The sequence below is a fragment of the Catenuloplanes indicus genome (assembly GCF_030813715.1).
GTDB lineage: Bacteria > Actinomycetota > Actinomycetes > Mycobacteriales > Micromonosporaceae > Catenuloplanes > Catenuloplanes indicus.
The window spans coordinates 3864621-3880710 of the sequence record NZ_JAUSUZ010000001.1 but is presented as its reverse complement, the minus strand read 5'-3'; the positions used below and the strand labels follow the sequence as shown (position 1 = coordinate 3880710).

Annotated in this window: 18 protein-coding genes; 4 read left to right on the top strand and 14 right to left on the bottom strand. The window is 73.0% G+C overall.

Annotation, left to right across the window (positions count from 1 at the left end):
- Positions 1 to 12: 12 nt before the first annotated feature.
- The 3 genes from J2S42_RS17410 to J2S42_RS17400 form a co-directional block, all read right to left on the bottom strand.
- Positions 13 to 444, bottom strand: coding sequence for a DUF5994 family protein (locus J2S42_RS17410; protein WP_307240443.1), 432 nt, complete (start codon positions 442 to 444; stop codon positions 13 to 15).
- Positions 445 to 512: 68 nt separating this feature from the next.
- On the bottom strand, positions 513 to 818 hold the full coding sequence (locus J2S42_RS17405) for a LapA family protein (protein ID WP_307240442.1): 306 nt from the start codon (positions 816 to 818) through the stop codon (positions 513 to 515).
- A gap of 112 nt (positions 819 to 930) precedes the next feature.
- Positions 931 to 1674: a nitroreductase family protein gene (locus tag J2S42_RS17400; protein ID WP_307240440.1), complete on the bottom strand. Its 744-nt coding sequence runs from the start codon at positions 1672 to 1674 to the stop codon at positions 931 to 933.
- 374 nt (positions 1675 to 2048) lie between these two features.
- Here J2S42_RS17400 and J2S42_RS17395 point away from each other — a divergent pair, with 374 nt between their 5' ends.
- The gene (locus J2S42_RS17395) at positions 2049 to 2252 is read left to right on the top strand and encodes a cold-shock protein (protein ID WP_307248819.1); all 204 of its coding nucleotides are present in this window, start codon (positions 2049 to 2051) and stop codon (positions 2250 to 2252) included.
- Between the two features lie 202 nt (positions 2253 to 2454).
- Here the strand turns inward: J2S42_RS17395 and J2S42_RS17390 are convergent, their stop codons facing one another.
- On the bottom strand, positions 2455 to 2880 hold the full coding sequence (locus tag J2S42_RS17390; RefSeq protein ID WP_307248817.1) for an ATP-binding protein: 426 nt from the start codon (positions 2878 to 2880) through the stop codon (positions 2455 to 2457).
- Positions 2881 to 3148: 268 nt separating this feature from the next.
- On the opposite strand from J2S42_RS17390, the gene J2S42_RS17385 reads away from it, so the two are divergent.
- Positions 3149 to 3859 (top strand): GAF and ANTAR domain-containing protein, encoded by a 711-nt coding sequence (locus tag J2S42_RS17385; RefSeq protein WP_307240437.1) that lies wholly within the window; start codon positions 3149 to 3151, stop codon positions 3857 to 3859.
- A 357-nt stretch (positions 3860 to 4216) separates the two neighbouring features.
- Here the strand turns inward: J2S42_RS17385 and J2S42_RS17380 are convergent, their stop codons facing one another.
- The 6 genes from J2S42_RS17380 to J2S42_RS17355 all read right to left on the bottom strand — a co-directional run bounded on the left by J2S42_RS17380 (position 4217) and on the right by J2S42_RS17355 (position 10927).
- The gene (locus tag J2S42_RS17380) at positions 4217 to 4630 is read right to left on the bottom strand and encodes an STAS domain-containing protein (RefSeq protein ID WP_307240436.1); all 414 of its coding nucleotides are present in this window, start codon (positions 4628 to 4630) and stop codon (positions 4217 to 4219) included.
- Positions 4631 to 4754: 124 nt separating this feature from the next.
- Positions 4755 to 5204, bottom strand: a complete 450-nt coding sequence (locus J2S42_RS17375) for a SitI3 family protein (RefSeq protein WP_307240434.1) — start codon at positions 5202 to 5204, stop codon at positions 4755 to 4757.
- 24 nt (positions 5205 to 5228) lie between these two features.
- Positions 5229 to 6194, bottom strand: coding sequence for a CdiA C-terminal domain-containing protein (locus J2S42_RS41960; protein WP_370879197.1), 966 nt, complete (start codon positions 6192 to 6194; stop codon positions 5229 to 5231).
- Positions 6195 to 6255: 61 nt separating this feature from the next.
- Positions 6256 to 8922: a helix-turn-helix transcriptional regulator gene (locus tag J2S42_RS17365; protein ID WP_307240432.1), complete on the bottom strand. Its 2667-nt coding sequence runs from the start codon at positions 8920 to 8922 to the stop codon at positions 6256 to 6258.
- A gap of 46 nt (positions 8923 to 8968) precedes the next feature.
- Positions 8969 to 9868: an alcohol dehydrogenase catalytic domain-containing protein gene (locus tag J2S42_RS17360; protein WP_307240430.1), complete on the bottom strand. Its 900-nt coding sequence runs from the start codon at positions 9866 to 9868 to the stop codon at positions 8969 to 8971.
- Between the two features lie 9 nt (positions 9869 to 9877).
- Positions 9878 to 10927, bottom strand: coding sequence for a medium chain dehydrogenase/reductase family protein (locus J2S42_RS17355; protein WP_307240429.1), 1050 nt, complete (start codon positions 10925 to 10927; stop codon positions 9878 to 9880).
- A 175-nt stretch (positions 10928 to 11102) separates the two neighbouring features.
- On the opposite strand from J2S42_RS17355, the gene J2S42_RS17350 reads away from it, so the two are divergent.
- On the top strand, positions 11103 to 11504 hold the full coding sequence (locus J2S42_RS17350; protein WP_307240427.1) for a Dabb family protein: 402 nt from the start codon (positions 11103 to 11105) through the stop codon (positions 11502 to 11504).
- A 114-nt stretch (positions 11505 to 11618) separates the two neighbouring features.
- Here the strand turns inward: J2S42_RS17350 and J2S42_RS17345 are convergent, their stop codons facing one another.
- A complete protein-coding gene (locus J2S42_RS17345) occupies positions 11619 to 12572 on the bottom strand; it encodes a cation diffusion facilitator family transporter (RefSeq protein ID WP_307240426.1) in 954 nt (317 codons plus the stop codon).
- A gap of 16 nt (positions 12573 to 12588) precedes the next feature.
- On the bottom strand, positions 12589 to 13065 hold the full coding sequence (locus J2S42_RS17340; RefSeq protein ID WP_307240424.1) for a substrate-binding periplasmic protein: 477 nt from the start codon (positions 13063 to 13065) through the stop codon (positions 12589 to 12591).
- Between the two features lie 67 nt (positions 13066 to 13132).
- Between J2S42_RS17340 and J2S42_RS17335 the strand changes: the two genes are divergently transcribed.
- Positions 13133 to 13546 carry a CBS domain-containing protein gene (locus J2S42_RS17335; RefSeq protein WP_370879196.1) on the top strand — a complete coding sequence of 138 codons (414 nt, stop codon included), beginning with the start codon at positions 13133 to 13135 and terminating at the stop codon, positions 13544 to 13546.
- Here the strand turns inward: J2S42_RS17335 and J2S42_RS17330 are convergent.
- Together J2S42_RS17330 and J2S42_RS17325 are read right to left on the bottom strand one after the other, a co-directional pair.
- The gene (locus J2S42_RS17330) at positions 13505 to 15310 is read right to left on the bottom strand and encodes a sensor histidine kinase (protein WP_307240422.1); all 1806 of its coding nucleotides are present in this window, start codon (positions 15308 to 15310) and stop codon (positions 13505 to 13507) included. The two genes, J2S42_RS17335 and J2S42_RS17330, sit on opposite strands and share 42 nt — an antisense overlap.
- Positions 15307 to 15984 (bottom strand): response regulator transcription factor, encoded by a 678-nt coding sequence (locus J2S42_RS17325; protein WP_307240420.1) that lies wholly within the window; start codon positions 15982 to 15984, stop codon positions 15307 to 15309. Before J2S42_RS17325 ends, J2S42_RS17330 begins: the two co-directional genes overlap by 4 nt.
- Between the last annotated feature and the right edge of the window lie 106 nt (positions 15985 to 16090).

The window sequence follows — 16090 nt, the reverse complement described above, 5'->3', positions numbered from 1 at the left end:
AGGTACGGCCGATCACCGGGCGGGTACCGCCCGCGCCTTGACCGACGGCAGGATCTGCGGCGCATGCATCGGATTGCCGATCTCGGTGGCGAGCAGCAGCGCCGCGTCCGCGTGGCTCTGCTCCTCGCCGGGCGGCACCACCAGCAGGTCTACCCGGCCACCGTTCTCGCAGAGCGCGGTGAGCAGGCTGACCGGTTGGCTGGCGAAGTAGCCGAGCCGGACCGTCCGGCCCGGTGCGACTTGGAGCCGGCGTGGGTGGTCGTCCCAGCCGTCGGCGGCGAGCACCAGCCGGAGCACGCGACCGTGCAGGCGATCGATGGCGAGTACGAGACCGGGGATCTCGGCGGCCGGGTCGGTGCTGCGCGGCCACCAGCCGCCGTCCAGCAGCGTCCGGGACGCGCCGGTGTCCTCTGTGTGCAGTCGTGGTGCGGTCGGATTCGTCATGAGAGGTCCCTCCCGCCCGCCGCCGGCTCGGTTCGCACGGCGACGGACGGTGTATTGGGGTGGAGAAGTCAGCGACTCCGGTGGAGCCGGCGTAGTCGGGCGATGCGGGCGGTGCCGACCGCCAGAGTCAGGATCGCGGTGCCCACGGCGGCGGTGAGCAGCACCAGTGCCAGCGGAACCGTTGCCTGCCAGGCCAGGAAGCTGACCTCGACCGGGACGGTGTTCTGCCACATGAAGATGATCAGCACCAAGAGGAGCAACGCGGCGACCCAACTGCCGAGCCAGATCGCGCCGGTACGGTCGCCCGGTGCCGCCCGGTGCCGCGGAAGCGCGGTGATGTCGGCGGCCGGACCGGTCTCGGTGCTGGAAGACATGTAGGTCGCCCCCTCACGGGGCTCGCCGGTCGGCGACGTCTCATGGTGGACGGCGCCGGCTCCGGGCAGCTCCATGCTACGCCTGTTCGGGCCGCGCGGCCCGGGCGGTCCGTCAGCCGCGGTCAAGCGCCGTCACCGTCCCGGTCGGGCGAGCACTCAACCGGATCGCCAGGTACGGGCGGCCGGGGACCGTGGGCCGTAGCGCCTCCTGCTGGTCGTGCCCGAGCGGCCGGACCGACACGCCGAGCCCGGCGGCGACCAGCGAACCCGCGGACAGTGCCTCGCCGGCGTGCAGCCAGTCGAGATCACGGTCGTGCGGGCCGTGCAGCACCGCGAAGGTCCCGTCCGGCTCGCCGGAGCCGATCCGGTCCGAGGCGAGTATCGCGGCGCTGACCCGCTGTGCCTCGAACGCGGTGACGACGGCCCGCAGGTGCGCGGGGTCGAGCGGCACGCCGGATGCCGACGGCGCGTCCGGCGCGCGCTGCCCGATGGCGCGGGCCAGACGGGCGGTGTCCGGGCTCACCGGTGCGGACCCGTCGATGTGCAGGCGGGCCAGGTGCGACGGGTCGACGTCGTCCGGCCGCCGGGTCACCGTCACGCGCCAGCCCTGCGCGGCCAGCGTCAGCCGGGCGTGGTGCAGCGCCGCCCCGCAACTGATCACGGCACGCCGGCGTACCGGATCGGTCGCCGCCGGTGTCGGCTGGTAATCCGCGAACAGGTCGAGCAGGCCGTTGCTCACCCGCCAGCGCCACGGCTGCGAGTCGTCGGCCGTGGGGGCGCGCCCGGCTGCCGTGACCACCTGGCGGAGGGACTCGTTCGTGGCCGGGCGGTCGCGGAAGAGCATCGGTGATCGCATGGAGTCATCCCGTCGTCGGGACCGCTGCGGGCGCGGGGCCCAGCCCGAGGACGAAGGGCGAGGACGAGGTCCACCGTGGCCGGTGAGGCGTGCGACCGGGTGGCGGCGCCAGCGGTCACCGTCCACCGTACGCGCCCTGCGATCGGCGCTCCGCGAAGAGGGCGCGGAATTACCGATTGTGATAGTCGCAAATTTCTGTGCTACGGTGGTGCCGTTGCAGTTTTGATTTCCGTAGACGTTCTCGGCGCCTGGTGGATTATCTGATTCATTCGGGCGCTTTTTCGTTTTTCGTGTCGGTTCCGACGCGGGTGATCAACGCGGCGGCGTGCGAGTCCGCACCGTGCGGTCTCCAACAGCCTGCGAAGGAAGCAGACATGGCTACAGGCATCGTGAAGTGGTTCAACGGCGACAAGGGTTTCGGCTTCATCAGCCCCGAGGGTGGCGGCGCCGACGTGTTCGCCCATTTCTCCGCGATCTCGGCTAGCGGTTTCCGCAGCCTTGAGGAGAACCAGCGGGTGGAGTTCGACATCACCCAGGGCCAGAAGGGCCCGCAGGCGGAGAACATTCGCGTCATCTGATCTGATTCTGCCGACGGCGGCCCGACTGGTTCAGCGGGCCGCCGTCGGCATTTCTTTTGCGCTCGTCCGATGTCAGAAGTGGCACGCCGGCTGTCGACCGGGCACTCTTCGGGGTGGGTTCCGTCGCCGGCGCGCAGGTGTCGGGGCCAAGGCTCCGGCCGGTAAACAGATCCCGGTCGGAGCCGCCTTTTTACCGTACGGGCTAGGTAATGATCTCCAGGGCCGTCCAGACGGTCTTCCCGGCGGCGTCGAGACGGTAACCCCAGTCCGCGCTGACCGCCTCGATCAGGAGCAGACCCCGGCCGCGCGCGGACGGCGCGGTGGTGTCGCGCCGGAGCATCGGCGGGACGCGGCTGCCGTCGCGCATCGAGATGAGGAGCCGGCCCGGGCGGAGGGCGATCTCCAGCGTCATGCTCGTGTGCGCGTGGTCGACCACGTTGGCGACCAGTTCGCTGACGATCAGCGAGGCCGGCGCGACCGCGTCCGGCAGCCCCCAGCGCATGCAGGCCTCGGTCACGACCTCGCGTGCGACCAGCGATGCCCCGGGGAGAGGGAACAGGTCCTGGGCGACGGTAACCGGACCCCGGTCGGGCTCCGTCGCCTCCGGTCCCGGGTCCTCCTCCGACATGTCCACCCGCGCACCTTCCATCGCCGAGGGTGCCGGGTACCCGCCCGGAGCCGGGCACAAACCGGCTGGAGCACCGTTGGGCCGCGCGTTGCGGAGGTGAGCGGCGGTAGACTGCACCAATCTGTGGCGGATGCCCCATGGCATCGGCGAGTCGGCGTCAAACAGCGGCGCGGTCCCGGGTTTCACCGACGGTGAGGGCCCGCAGTGATCCGCTTGGCCGTCGACCGCGTCGTGTCGGCCGGGTTCTCGACGCGAGGACGTGAACGCCGTGGCCACCAGCGACCCGATCGACCCCGAGGCGGCCTTCGCGCGGCTCGCCCGGATCAAGCTGGGTGAGACCGATCTGCGCGGCGTGCTGGACATGATCGCCGACCTGGCGCGGCGGGCCGTCCCCGGCGCGGACGAGGTGTCGGTGACCCTTGTGCGGGGCCAGAAGCCGCAGACCGCGGCCTTAACCAGCGACATGGCGCTGCGGCTGGACCAGGCGCAGTACGAGTTGGGCAGCGGCCCCTGCCTGGAAGCGGCCGGCACGGCCGGCGTGATGCTGTTGTCCCGGATCGCGACGGAGACGCGCTGGCCGCGCTGGACGCCGCGGGCGGTGGAACTGGGGGCGGGCAGCTCGCTGTCGATCGGCCTGCCGGTGCAGGAGTCCGTCACCGGCGCGCTGAACGTCTACAGCACCACGGCTGATGCCTTCGACGACCCGGCCGTGCGGCTGGCCGAGTCGTTCGCGGAGTACGCGGCGGTCGCGCTGGCCAACGCGCACCTCTACGACACCACCACGACGCTCGCCGAGCAGATGCGCGCCGCGATGGCGCATCGGGCGGTGATCGAGCAGGCGAAGGGCATCATCATGGCCGACCGCCGGTGTACCGCCGACGAGGCGTTCCGGATCCTGACCAGGATCTCCCAGGACACCAACCGCAAGCTGCGGGACGTGGCCGCCGCACTGGTCGCTCAGGCGCCCCGCAGCTCCTGACCGGTCCGTCCCACTGGCGACTGCGTGCGGTCGATGAGTTCCAGCGCGGGCCCGGTCTCGGCGGCACGCCGGTACAACCCGTGCGAACGCCCGGTCCGCGTCGCCGCCGGTCGTCGACATCAGGAGGCCGAGCGCCCGCTGACTCCGCGCCCGCGCCACGAACGCGCTGGTCAGCCCGGCGACGAGTTCGTTGCACGGTGTCGGGTTCGTCGAGGGGCCGGTCCGGTGACGCGTCCGTCTCGCAGACGGTGCGCACCGCGGTCACCGCCGCGATGTCGGCCAGGTCGGTCGCGACGAGCGTGCCGCCGTCCGCGCGGCCGGCCAGCGTGACGAGACGGTCGCGGGGAGGCCGTTCCGTCACCGGATCGCCGCGATCATGTGGTCCAGGCCGGCGATGGTCAGCACCTGCTCGGTGATGCCGTGCACCCCGCGCAGCTCGAATGTGCGCCCGAGCGCGGCGGCGCGCTGGTGTGCCCGGACCAGCACGTGTACGCCCGCGGCCCCGAAGAAGCCGACCTGCCGTACGTCCAGCCAGGTGACCGGATGCTCGTCGATCGCCCGCAGCAGGGTCCGTTCGACCAGGGGCGCGGTGTCCCGGTCCACGTCACCGTGCACGGACACTACGGCCAACGGCGTACGGCCGTCGGCGTGCTCCAGGCTCCGCGAGACGGTCGCTATGACGGCACCGTTGAAGCCGGTGACCGTCGCCGTGGTGACCGCACCGGCCGATGAGCCGGATTTGGGCGAATGGTCCGTGCGCGAGTCGGTCATGGACGCACCTCTCCCGTCGATGGAACATGACGGGCACGCGGCTTGACCCACGCCTACGATATGCCCCCACCCGCCGCCACGCCACCGGCCCTGCCGAAGGCCCCCGGATCGAGTGCCGGCCCACTCAGCGGATCAGTTCGTCAAGGCCCGGGTAGTGCCCCCAGAAGCCCGGCCGCCCGTGCTTGACCAGCACGCCACCGAACCGCTTGAACAGCAGTACATCGTCGTTCTCGACCAGGACCGCGTCCTCGTCCCCACTGTCCAGCACCCGCCGTACGACGGTGAGCATCGCGGCCAGGGGACGCGCGAGCCGGTCCGCCTTCCCCAGGTCGAACATCACCAGCGAGTAGTCCGCCGGCTCCCACTCGAAGACGCCCAGGTCCGAGTCGGCCTCGACATAACCGTTCGTCTTCCCGGTCAGCACGGTCAGCGCGAAGCCGTGGCTGTCATACAGGTCCGCCGTCGCCAGACCGTCCCGCCCAATCGGCCGGTGGGCCGGCTCCGGCATCGCCCGCGCCGCCAGCTCCGCCACGGAAAGCGCCGCGGCCAGGGTCAGGGTGTACTGGATCGCCATCGGTAGTGTGCTCCGTCGTCGCTGCTAGGGATAGATCTGGATGATGTCGCCGTCGCCGGTGAGACCCTTGACCTCTTTCAGCCTGGCGATGGGCCAGTGGCTGAACTGGTCGCGGAGGGCGTCGACGCTGCCGTTCCAGCGTGTCAGATTGAGCGCGACCCGCTGCGTCTGCTCGGCGTCGACCTTCTTCTCGACCGCGCTGGCGATGTTGCGTTCGCTCCGGTTCTCGGTCGGTGAGTAGGCGTCGAAAACCTTGCCCTCGATGAGATAGTCCGGCCTCTTGCCGGCGCGGACCGTGTCGCCGTGTGCCTGGGCGGCCTGGGCGATCTCCTGCGGTGTCGGATTCTGGTGTGTCCGGTACCCCTGGTTCGCGTAGGCGTCGGCCTGCGCGTTCTCCAGTTCCAGGTCGGTGCGGTTCCGCTCGCTCGCGTCCGCGGGGATCGTGGTGCGCGGTCCGGTCGGCGTCCCGCCCGGCTCACCGGTCGGCTGCGTGATGGCGTCGCCGGTATCGCCACCGTTGGTGTCATCGGCGTCGTCGTCGCCATCACCGCTGTCGTCGGGATCATCGCCTTCGTTGCCACGGTCGTCGTTTCCGCCGCCGTTGTTGCCGTCGTCCCCACCGCCGCCACCGGGCCCGTTCCCGCCGGAACCGCCACCGCCGGGTTCCGGCGAGGCCGGCGACGACGGAGTGGCGGGGGACGCCGGTGAGGCCGGAGACGCGGGAGAAGCAGGAGACGCCGGGGACGTGGGTGAGGCCGGAGACGTGGGAGAACCGGCAGAGCCGGGATCGGACCCACCGCCCGGCCCTGCTTTCGGCCGTCCCCGGACGGCGTGCTCCGCCGCGACGGTGTGGCCCTCGGAGACGCTGCGGACGCTGGTGGAGGTCGGCTGCCGCCGGGTGGACGGCGACGAGGATACGCCGTCTCCGTCCGTCGTCGTGGTCGTGTCGGCGTCGCCGTGACCACCACCCGGACCCCTGGGCCGCGCCATTCTTACCCCCCATGGTTCGTGATCGGCGCTACTGATGGTGCAACACCACCGCCCGTCCGGGTCAGGCGAGGTCGGGGTGGTTGCGGAGTTGGGCGCGGGAGGTGATGCCGAGTTTGCGGAAGATGGTGCGGAGGTGGGCGTCGACGGTGCGTTTGCTGATGAAGAGCTGGACCGCGACGTCCTTGGACATCGCGCCGGCGGCGACCAGGCGGGCGACCGCGATCTCCTGCATGGTCAGCGTCTCGTGGGCGGGGCCGGTGGCGCGGGTCACGGCGCGTTCGCCGGTGGCGCGAAGCTCGGTGGCGGCGCGGCGGGCGAACGCGTCGGCGCCGGTGGTGGTGAACAGTTCGTGGGCGGTACGCAGGTGGGTCAGACAGTCGCGGCGTCGGTTGCGGCGCCGGAGCCATTCGCCGTAGAGCAGGTGGGCGCGGGCCCGGTACGGGACGAGCGGGCTGGTGGCGAGCAGGCCGACGGCCTCCACGTGGTGGTCCTCGACGCCGGTCAGCAGGCCACGGGCGGACGCGGCGAGGCCGAGCGCGGACGGCGTGCCGATGGCCTCCGCGCGGACGGTCAGCGCGTCCAGGCCGCGGGCCGCCAGGTCGTGCTCGTCGCACCGGACCGCGGCCTCGATCAGCTCGGGCAGCACGGCGCCGCTGAGGAAGAGTTCGCCGTCCTCGGCCGCGCGCCGGGCCGCGGCCAGCGCGGCGGGGTAGTCGGCCAGTCCGTTGTGGAGCAGTGCGGTGGCCCAGTTGACGTTGGTGACGTGCGCGGGCCCCCGGGTGGCCGTCTCGATCAGCGAGAGTGCCTCGTCGCGGCGGCCGCGGTGCGCGGCCAGGTGCAGCCGGTGGTAGAGCAGCGGGGCGCCGCCGGTGGCCTCGGCGACCGCCTCCTCCTCGGCGGTGGCGGCGAGCGCCTGACCGATGTCGCCGGTGAGCGTGGCGTGGACGACGGTTTGCCCGAGCCCGAGCCGTAGCAGCGCTGGTGAGCCGGTCTCCCGGCCGGTGCCGACCAGCCACTCGGCGAGCGCGGCGAGCGTGTTCAGGTCGTAGATCTCGCCGGCGATCATCGAGGCGAGCGCGGGCCGGTGGCTCCACAGCGGGGTGGCGAGCGCGGTGCGCAGCAGCGGAACAGCCGCGTAGTGGCCCTCGGTGGCCAGCACGACCAGCGCGTCCAGCACGTCAGGTGACGTCGGTGGCGGGGCCTCCGCCCGTACCGTGGCCATGATTTTCTCGATCAGGCCACCGGCGCGGCCGACGACCAGGCCCATCTCGACCGCGTCCAGGAAGCATTCCCGGGCCCGGTCCGGGTCGGTGGCGGCGAGCCGGTGGGCCGCGCGCACCATCAGCGCCGGGCCGGAGTCGTCGTCGGACCGCATGAACGCGATTCGCCCCCGCAGCACGTCGACGCGGGCCAGGCGCTGCTCGTCGAGCACGGCGGTGTCGATGGTGCCGAGCAGGTCCGCGGCTACGTCGGTGCCGCCCGCGTCGATGTGGGCCTGCGCCGCGTCCAGCGTGCGGGCGATCCGCCGCTCGGTGTTCAGCGTCAGCGCGGCGGCGCGTTCCAGGAACACCGCGGCCGCCGCCACACCGCCGCGGGCCTGCGCTCGGGAGGCGGATCGTTCCAGCTCGTCGGCGACGTCGTCGTCCGGGCCGCCGCAGGCCTGCGCGCGGTGCCAGGCCCGGCGGTCCGCCGCCACGACCGGGTCGGTGGCCTCGGCCAGCGCGCCGTGCGCCGCGCGGACCGCCGCGACCGGTGCGGCGCGGTAGACGGCCGACCGCGCCAGCGGATGACAGAACCGGACCCGGGTGCCGAACTCGGCGAGCCCGGTCGCGGCCGCTTCCGCGCCGGCCCGGGGCACGTCGATGCCGAGGGTACGGGCGGCCGGCCAGAGCAGGCCGGGGTCGCCGGTCGGGTCCGCGCTCGCGACCGTGAGCAGCAGCCGCGTGTCCTCCGGCAGCGCGGCCAGCCGGGCCTGGAAGCCGCGCTCGATCAGCGTCGGCACCGAGGACGTCGAGGGCGGCGCGAACCCGCCGGCCCGGGGCAGTTCGAGCAGCGCCAGCGGGTTGCCGTTCGCCTCGGCGACGAGCCGGTCACGGACGCGTTCGTCCAGCGGCAGCGGGCTGCGCAGCGTCAGCAGCTCACCGGCGCTGTCGTCGCCGATCCCCTCGACGGCCAGCGCGGGCAGCGTGCCCAGTTCGCCGGGTGAGCCGGGGGTACGAGCCGCGATCAGCACCGCGACCGGGTCGGCGCCGACCCGGCGGGCGAGGAACGCGAGCGTCCGGGTGGAGGCCGGGTCGAGCCACTGCGCGTCGTCCACCACCAGCAGCAGTGGCGTGTCCCGCGCCGCGGCGGTCGCCAGCTCCAGCGCGGCCAGGCCGGTGCGCAGCAGGTCGGGTACGCCGGTGGCCAGGCCGAACGCGACGCGGAGCGCCTCGCGGTGCGGCTCCGGGACGACGTCCAGCGAGTCGAGGATCGGCACGCACAGCTGGTGCAGCCCGGCGAACGGCAGTTCCTGCTCGAACTCCGAGCCGGACGCGCGCGCCACCCGGAAACCGCCGGCGGTCTCCGCGGCCTGGTCGAGCAGCGCGGTCTTGCCGATCCCCGCCTCGCCGGTCAGCACGAGCGCGCCGCCCCGGCCGGCCCGAGCGCCGTCGAGCAGCGCGGCGACGCGCCGGCTCTCCGCGGTGCGGCCGACGAGGACGGCGGATTCCCGGTCATACGCGTACATGTCGCGACCGTACCGGCCCACGCGGCGGGTGCGGCCGTCGCAGGCGTCAATCCGCCAGCAACAGCCACCTGCCGCGGCCACCACCGGCGGCGACCTTGCCGTACGCGACCTCGGACTCACTCAGCGGAACGGTGCCGGCGACCCGCAGCTCCAGCACGCCGTCCGCGGCGAGCCGGAGCAGCGCGGCGAGCCGGTCGCCGTCCGGCTGCGAGTCGACCAGGTCGACCGTGATGCCGCGCTCCGGCGTCGCCGGCCGTGCCGAGGTCGAGCCGGCGAACGCGCCGCCGTCACGGACCGCGCCGAGTGCGACGGCCTCCAGCACGGCGGCGTCGACCACCGCGTCGAACTCCGGACCGGGCAGCTCGGTGGTCAGCCCGTGCGCGCCGGCCCGCAGCACGAAGTCCCGGTCGGATTCGCGGGCCAGCGCGGTGACGGCCCAGCCGGCCCGGGCCGCGAGCGCGACCGCGAACCCGCCGACGCCACCGGCCGCGCCGGTGACCAGCATCGTCCGCCCGTCGGCCGGGCCGAGCCGGTCGAGGAGCTGGGCCGCGGTCAGGCCGTTGAGCGGCAGCGTCGCGGCGGCCACCGGGTCGACGCCGTCCGGGATCGTCGCGGCTGCGGACGCCGGCACGACGGTCTCCTCCGCGTGTCCGCGCGCCGGTGCGGTGAGCACGGAGTGGGCGGCCGCGATCCGGTCGCCCGGCGCGAAGCCGGTCACGCCGTCGCCGATCGCGGTGACGACGCCGGTGAACGACGAGCCGAGCCCGATCGTGCCGGTGAGGCCCCAGACCAGGCGGCCGAAGCCACCGGCCAGGAAGAGATCGACCGGGTCGACCGAGGCCGCGATGACCCGGACGCGCAGCTCGCCAGGGCCGGGTGCGGGCAGCGTCACGCGTTCCAGGACGGGGGTGTCGGTGTCGGGGTGGGAGACGAGAGCGAGTGTCATGGCCGGCTTTCAGTTCGCGTCGGGTACGAGGACGACCTTGCCGGTCACGGTGCGTGACTCGGCCAGGGTCAGGGCTTCCGCGGCCCGGGAGAGCGGGAACCGCGCGGCGATCTGCGGGACGAGCGCGCCGTCGGCCAGCAGCCGCAACACCTCGGTCAGGTCCCGGGCGAGGTGGGCCCGGAACTCGTCCTTCTTCCGCGAGCCGTCCCAGAAGCTGTACTGGTAGGCACTGCGCGGGTTGGGCGAGTAGTGCCACTGCTTGATCCGGGCGTAGGCCGCGATGAACGGCAGCTGCGCGTTGCCCTCGTCGTTCTTGGTGGCCGCGGCGCCGTAGGAGACCAGCGTGCCGTCGCGGCGCAGCATCTGCCAGGACCGTTTCAGGCCGGACCCCCCGACGTGGTCGAAGACCGCGTGCACGCCGTCCGGCGCGAGCCGCCGGATCGTGTCGAACATGCCAGGGTCGCGGTAGTCGACCGGCGTCGCACCCAACTCGCGGACCATCGCGTGGTGGCGCTCCGCCGCGGTGCCGATCACCGAGATCCCGGCGTGCCGGGCGAGCTGCAGCAGCGTGGACCCGACGCCACCGTTGGCGCCGAGCACCACGATCGTCCCGCCCCGCGGCGTCTTCGCCAGCCCGTGCAGCATCTGCCACGCGGTGATGCCGTTGACCACCACGGTCTCGACCGCGGCCGGATCAAGACCCACCGGCACGGGTACGAGGTCCGCCGCGTCCAGCAGCAGATGGCTGGCCCAGCCGCCGGTCTTGGTGACCGCGGCGTACCGCTGGCCGCGCATCGCGGCGTCCACGCCCGGCCCGATCTCGACGACCGTACCGACCACGTCATAGCCGGGGACGAACGGGAACGCGGGCTGGTCGTAGTACCGGCCGAGGCGCATCAGCTGCTCGGCGAAGGACACGCCGGTCGCCTCCATCCGCACCAGGGCCTGTCCGGGGCCGGGCGCGGGCAGCGTCCGGGTGCGGGTCTGCAGCCCGTCCGGTGCGACCGGGCCCGGCAGCACGATCTCCAGTGCGGCGGTGCTCGTCGAAGGTTCTGTCACCGCCTCACTGTGCGTGTGCCGGGGCACCGCGCGCGTCGGCACGGGCTGCCTACATGTGCCGGGGCCGCGCCGCTGCCTACGCCGCGGTCGCCGCCCGATAGGCAGGGAGTGCCGATGAGGTGTGCCTCGCGCCGGACCAGCATCGACGTCGCCGGACAACTACGAGGGAGGCACGATGATCCACCACATCCTGCGCATGAAGGCCAGGGCGGACGTGACGGCGGAGCAGGTCGAGGAGGTGCTGGGCCTGCTGCGCGAGCAGGGCCGGGTGATCCCGTCGGTGCGGTCGTTCACGGTCGGCCGGGACTACGGCGGCGAGTACGAGTGGGGCGCGGTGTTCACCATCGACGACCTTGACGGCTACTGGGAGTACCTGATTCACCCGGCGCACGCGCACACCGACCGGGTCGGCCTGCCGCGGACCGAGCGGATCGAGACGTACGACGTCTCCGACGACGAGGACCCGGAGTTCGGCGCGAAGATCTCCGAGATGCACCGCCGCCGGTACGAGGAGGACCCGGAGCTGGCCGCGCTCGTGTTCGCGCTGTCCCAGTTCTCCGGCAACGGCGCGGCCTGACGGTTCAGGTGAGGCTGGGACTGGCAGGGCGGCCGGCCACGGCCGACCGGTCTCCGGCGGGAGCGGCGGAACGCGCCCACGGCGGGACCGGGACCGGTTCTGGCTCTTGAATTTCTAGGGTTTGTCGATGTGCGAGACCGGCGCGACCACGATGTCCTGGATGCGCCAGTCGAAGCCGCGGACGAACGTCTGCAGCTTCTCCAGGCGCGCGACCAGGTCGTCCGTGTCCGGGTGCGGCACGACCAGCAGTTCGCCGACGAAGACGTGGCCGTCCTCGCGCAGCCGCAGCCACGCGTCCGCGATCCAGTCGTGGTCGCGGACCGCGGTGAGCAGCGTGTCCGGCAGTGGGTGCGGGCGGGCGCCGTCGACCACGCGCGGGCGTTCGTCCATCAGGTCCGCGACCGCGCTGCGGGTGGTGCGGTAACCGTCCCGGACGATGTCGCCGCCGATGATCAGGGCGGCGACCGCGTCCGCCCACCACAGGCCGGCGCCGATGCCGAGGATGCCGAGGATCGCGGCACCGGCGGTGAGCCAGTCCGCGCGGTTCATCTCGGCGTCGGCGTAGAGGCCCTTGTCGTGCAGCTGCCGGGCGATGCGCTGCTTCACGTGGCCGAGCACGATCGCCGGGATCATGGTCGCGAACAGCACCGCGATCATCAACCAGCCCAGCCAGAAGCGCTGTCCGAACAGCTCGATCAGGCCGATCGGCGGGCGTTCGCCGGCGATCAGCCGGAGCAGCGAGTCGTAGACCACGTATCCGCCGAGGACCAGCAGCGCGACCGCGCCGGACAGGAACGCGACGCTGACCGACCGGTGATATCCGTACGGGAAGCGCTCGTTCGGCGGGCGGGTGCGGAAGCGCGCGGCGATCAGGAACGCGGCCGGTGGCACCAGGCCGAGCATGTCCTCGATCCAGGCGGCCTTCATCGCCTGCGACTGGCCCAGCGTCACGGCCAGCAGCGCGATCGCGGTGACGAAGAACGCGATCGTCCACCACTCCAGCCGGATCGCCCGCTTGTGCAGCGCGGCCATGTCCGGTGGCAGTTCGACGTTGTCATAGACCTTCATGCCGGGCCTCCCACGCTCATGACGCCTCCAGCAGCCGGGCCAGCTCCTCGTCCGGCAGGGTCAGCAGGAACTCCTCGACCTCGACCTGCCAGCCGTTCTCGCCGGGCGGCACCGCCCAGACCCGGTCGCCCTCCGCGGTGCTCAGGTAGGGGCGGGTCAGCGACGCGTCCGCGGTCCACGGCGCCGTCGCGTCCAGGCCGCCGATCACCAGGTCCAGTTCGCGTTCCTTGAGCTCCGGCATCAGCGTCGACTCGGTGCCCGGGTGCCATTCGACGCGGGCGCCGAGCCGCTTCGCGAGCCGGCGGACCAGCTCGGGTTCCGCACCGGCCGGTTCGCCGTCGTCCGGCAGCACGGTCCACGGCGGGTTCTCCGTGACACCGGCGTGCAGGACGCCGTCGCGCACATCGTCCAGCGTGCCGGCCGCGTCCCGGGGCCAGCCGCACGACGTCACCAGCAGCAGCACGGCCGCCGCCACACCCGTGAGTCCTCGCATGCGGGCCGCTTACCCCACGATCGGCCGAGACATGTATGACCGGTCCGCACCCGGGTATACGCGGGGCGTGAAGGTACGAGACGTGATGACGGCCAACCCGATCACCGTACGGGCGGACGAGCCGCTGAGCACGGCCGCGCGGCGCATGCGGGACGGTGACGTCGGTGCGGTGATCGTGGTGGACGGCACCGAGGTGCGCGGCGTGGTGACGGACCGGGACATCGCGGTCCGCGCGGTCGCCGAGGACCTGGACCCGCGCACGCTGCCGACCGGCGAACTGGCCGGACCGGACGTGATCGCCACGTCCGCCGAGGACGACGCCGCGACCGCGGTCGAGCTGATGCGCACGCACTCGGTGCGCCGGCTGCCGGTGATGGACGGCGAGCAGGTGGTCGGCATGGTCACGCTCGGCGACCTGGCGGTGGCCCGGGACGAGGACTCAGTGCTGGCCGACATCAGTTCCGTCGCCCCCAACAACTGAGGCGGCGGGCAGGATCACGGTGAACGTGGCACCGTGGCCGGGAACGCTGGTCACGGTGATGTCGCCGCCGTGCGCGCGGGCCAGCTGACGGGCGATCGGCAGGCCGAGGCCGGAACCGCCGGTGGCGCGGGTCCGCGAGGTGTCCGCGCGCCAGAACCGGTCGAACACCCGGTGCAGGTCCGCGGCCGCGATGCCCGGGCCGGTGTCGGTGACCGAGACGACCATCCGGCCCGGCCGCATCTCCAGCCGGACCGTGACCGTCCCGCCGGCCGGTGTGTGCCGGATCGCGTTGGACACCAGGTTGCCGACGATCTGCCGCAGCCGGACCGGATCCACGTCGATCTCCGGATCGTGCGGTCCGGCGTCCAGCCGGACCGGGCCCCGGTGCGCCTCGACCAACTGTTCGAGCAGGTCCCGGACGTAGGTCGGCTCCGGGTGCACGCGCAGGCTGCCGGCCTCCAGCGCGGCGATGTCGCGCAGGTCGTCGACCACGTGGTGGAGCAGCACGGACTCCTCGACCAGCAGGTCCAGCACCTCCTGATCGACCTCGACCGCGCCGTCCCGGGCGGTCTCCAGCCAGGTGCGGATGTTCGTCAGCGGCGTGCGCAGCTCGTGCGCGATGTCGTTGACCATCGCCTTGCGCTGCTGCTCCAATGCCTGCCGCCGCGCGGACAGGTCGTTGAACGCGGCGGCCAGGTAGCCGATTTCGTCGCGGGTGGTGACCGGCACCGGCTCCTGCCGGTCCGCGGGCCGGTGGGCTGCCTCGGTCAGCGCGCGCAGCGGCCGGACCAGCCGGCGGCCGGCCACCACCGTGACGGCCAGCGTGACCAGCAGGATGAGCGCGGCGGTGCCGGCGATACGCATGGTGTTCGCGGCGGAGAGGGTGACCGGCGCGGTCTCCGGCGCGGACGGGCCGGTGACGAAGAGCAACGCGGGTGGCGCGACGTACGGGCGCAGCTGCTCGCGGCGGGCGTCCTCGATGCATTCGCGCACCCGCCGGTCCCGGTCGGCGTCCGGCGGCGCCTCGTCGTACCGGGGCGTGAACTCCGGCGTGATCGTGAAGCGGACGTCCGCGCCCAGCCAGCGCTCCAGGCAGGCGGCGGTCAGCGTGGTGAGCTCGCGAAGCGGCTTCCGCTCCGACTCGACCGGCTCGGTCAGCGCGGTGGGGTCGCACGGCGTGATCGGCGGTGGCTCACCGGTGACCTCACGCAGCACCGGACGGCCGCCGGGCAGCTCGACCACCTCGGCGATCAGGTTGGCCCGGCGCAGGCACGCGGCCTGGATGTCGGCGTAGCGGCGCAGCCGGTCCCGTTCCGCGCCGGTCAGCCGGTACGGCCCGACCGCCCGCGCGTCGATCAGCCCGCTGTCCGCGCGGACCACGCCGCGGTCCAGCCGGAGCGGGTCGACGGTCGCGGTCGGCACGTCGGACGCGGCGACCGCGGCCGGTGCGTCCGGGGACGACGCCGCGATCAGCACCCGGTCCGGCGTGGTCAGCGCGATCCGGGTGCCGGTCAGCTCGGCCTGCCGCCGGACCAGCGCGTCCACGCCGTCCCAGCGGTCGTGCTCGGCCGCGTACGCGATGATCGCGTCGTAGACGTCGGTGTCCGAGGCGAGCGTGCGGCTCTGCTCCTGGGTGACCGCCCGCGTGGTGAGCTGCACGGTCAGCCACGCGGTGGCCGCGACCGCGCACGCCGCGATCAGCATCGACGTGGCCAGCAGCCGCACCAGCAGGCTGCGGTGCAGCGGCACCGCGCGGCCGGTCATGCCGCCATCCGGTAGCCGACGCCGTACACGGTGAGCAGCAACGCGGGACGGCGCGGATTCGGCTCGATCTTGCGGCGGAGGTTGGACATGTGGGTGTCGATGGTGCGCTCGGTGGAGTCCCGGCTGTAGCCGTTCGTCCGTTCCAGCAGCTGGGCCCGGGTGAAGACGCGTTCCGGCTGCTCCACCAGCGCGGCCAGGATCGCGAACTCGTCCGGCGTGCAGCCGACCACCCGGCCGTCCACCGTCACCTCACGCCGGGTCAGGTCGATCGCGACCGGCCCGGCCCGCAGCACGTCCCGGTGGTCGGCCCGGTCCGCGCGCCGCAGCAGCGTCCGGATCCGGGCGAGCAGCTCACGCGGCCGGTACGGCTTGGTCAGGTAGTCGTCCGCGCCGGAGTCCAGGCCGGTCAGCAGGTCGTCCTCGCTGGTCCGCGCGGTCAGCATGAGCACCGGCACGGCCGACTCGCGGCGGATCACCGCGCACAGGTCGAGCCCGTCCATCTCCGGCATCATCACGTCCAGCAGCAGCAGGTCCGGGCGGAGCCGGCGGGCCTGGTCCAGCGCGGTGCGGCCGTCGTGCGCGACCGTGGTGCGGTATCCGGCCGACTCGAGGTAGCGCCGCAGGATCTCGGCGTGCTTCGGGTCGTCCTCGGCGATCAGCACATGTGCGGGCACGCCGCCGACTATAGGTTCGCGACCTCGTATTTCCGCAGCCAGCAGGCATTTCCCACAGTGGCCGCGATCCTCACAACTTCCTGAAAACGCCTCGGCATCATCGGCG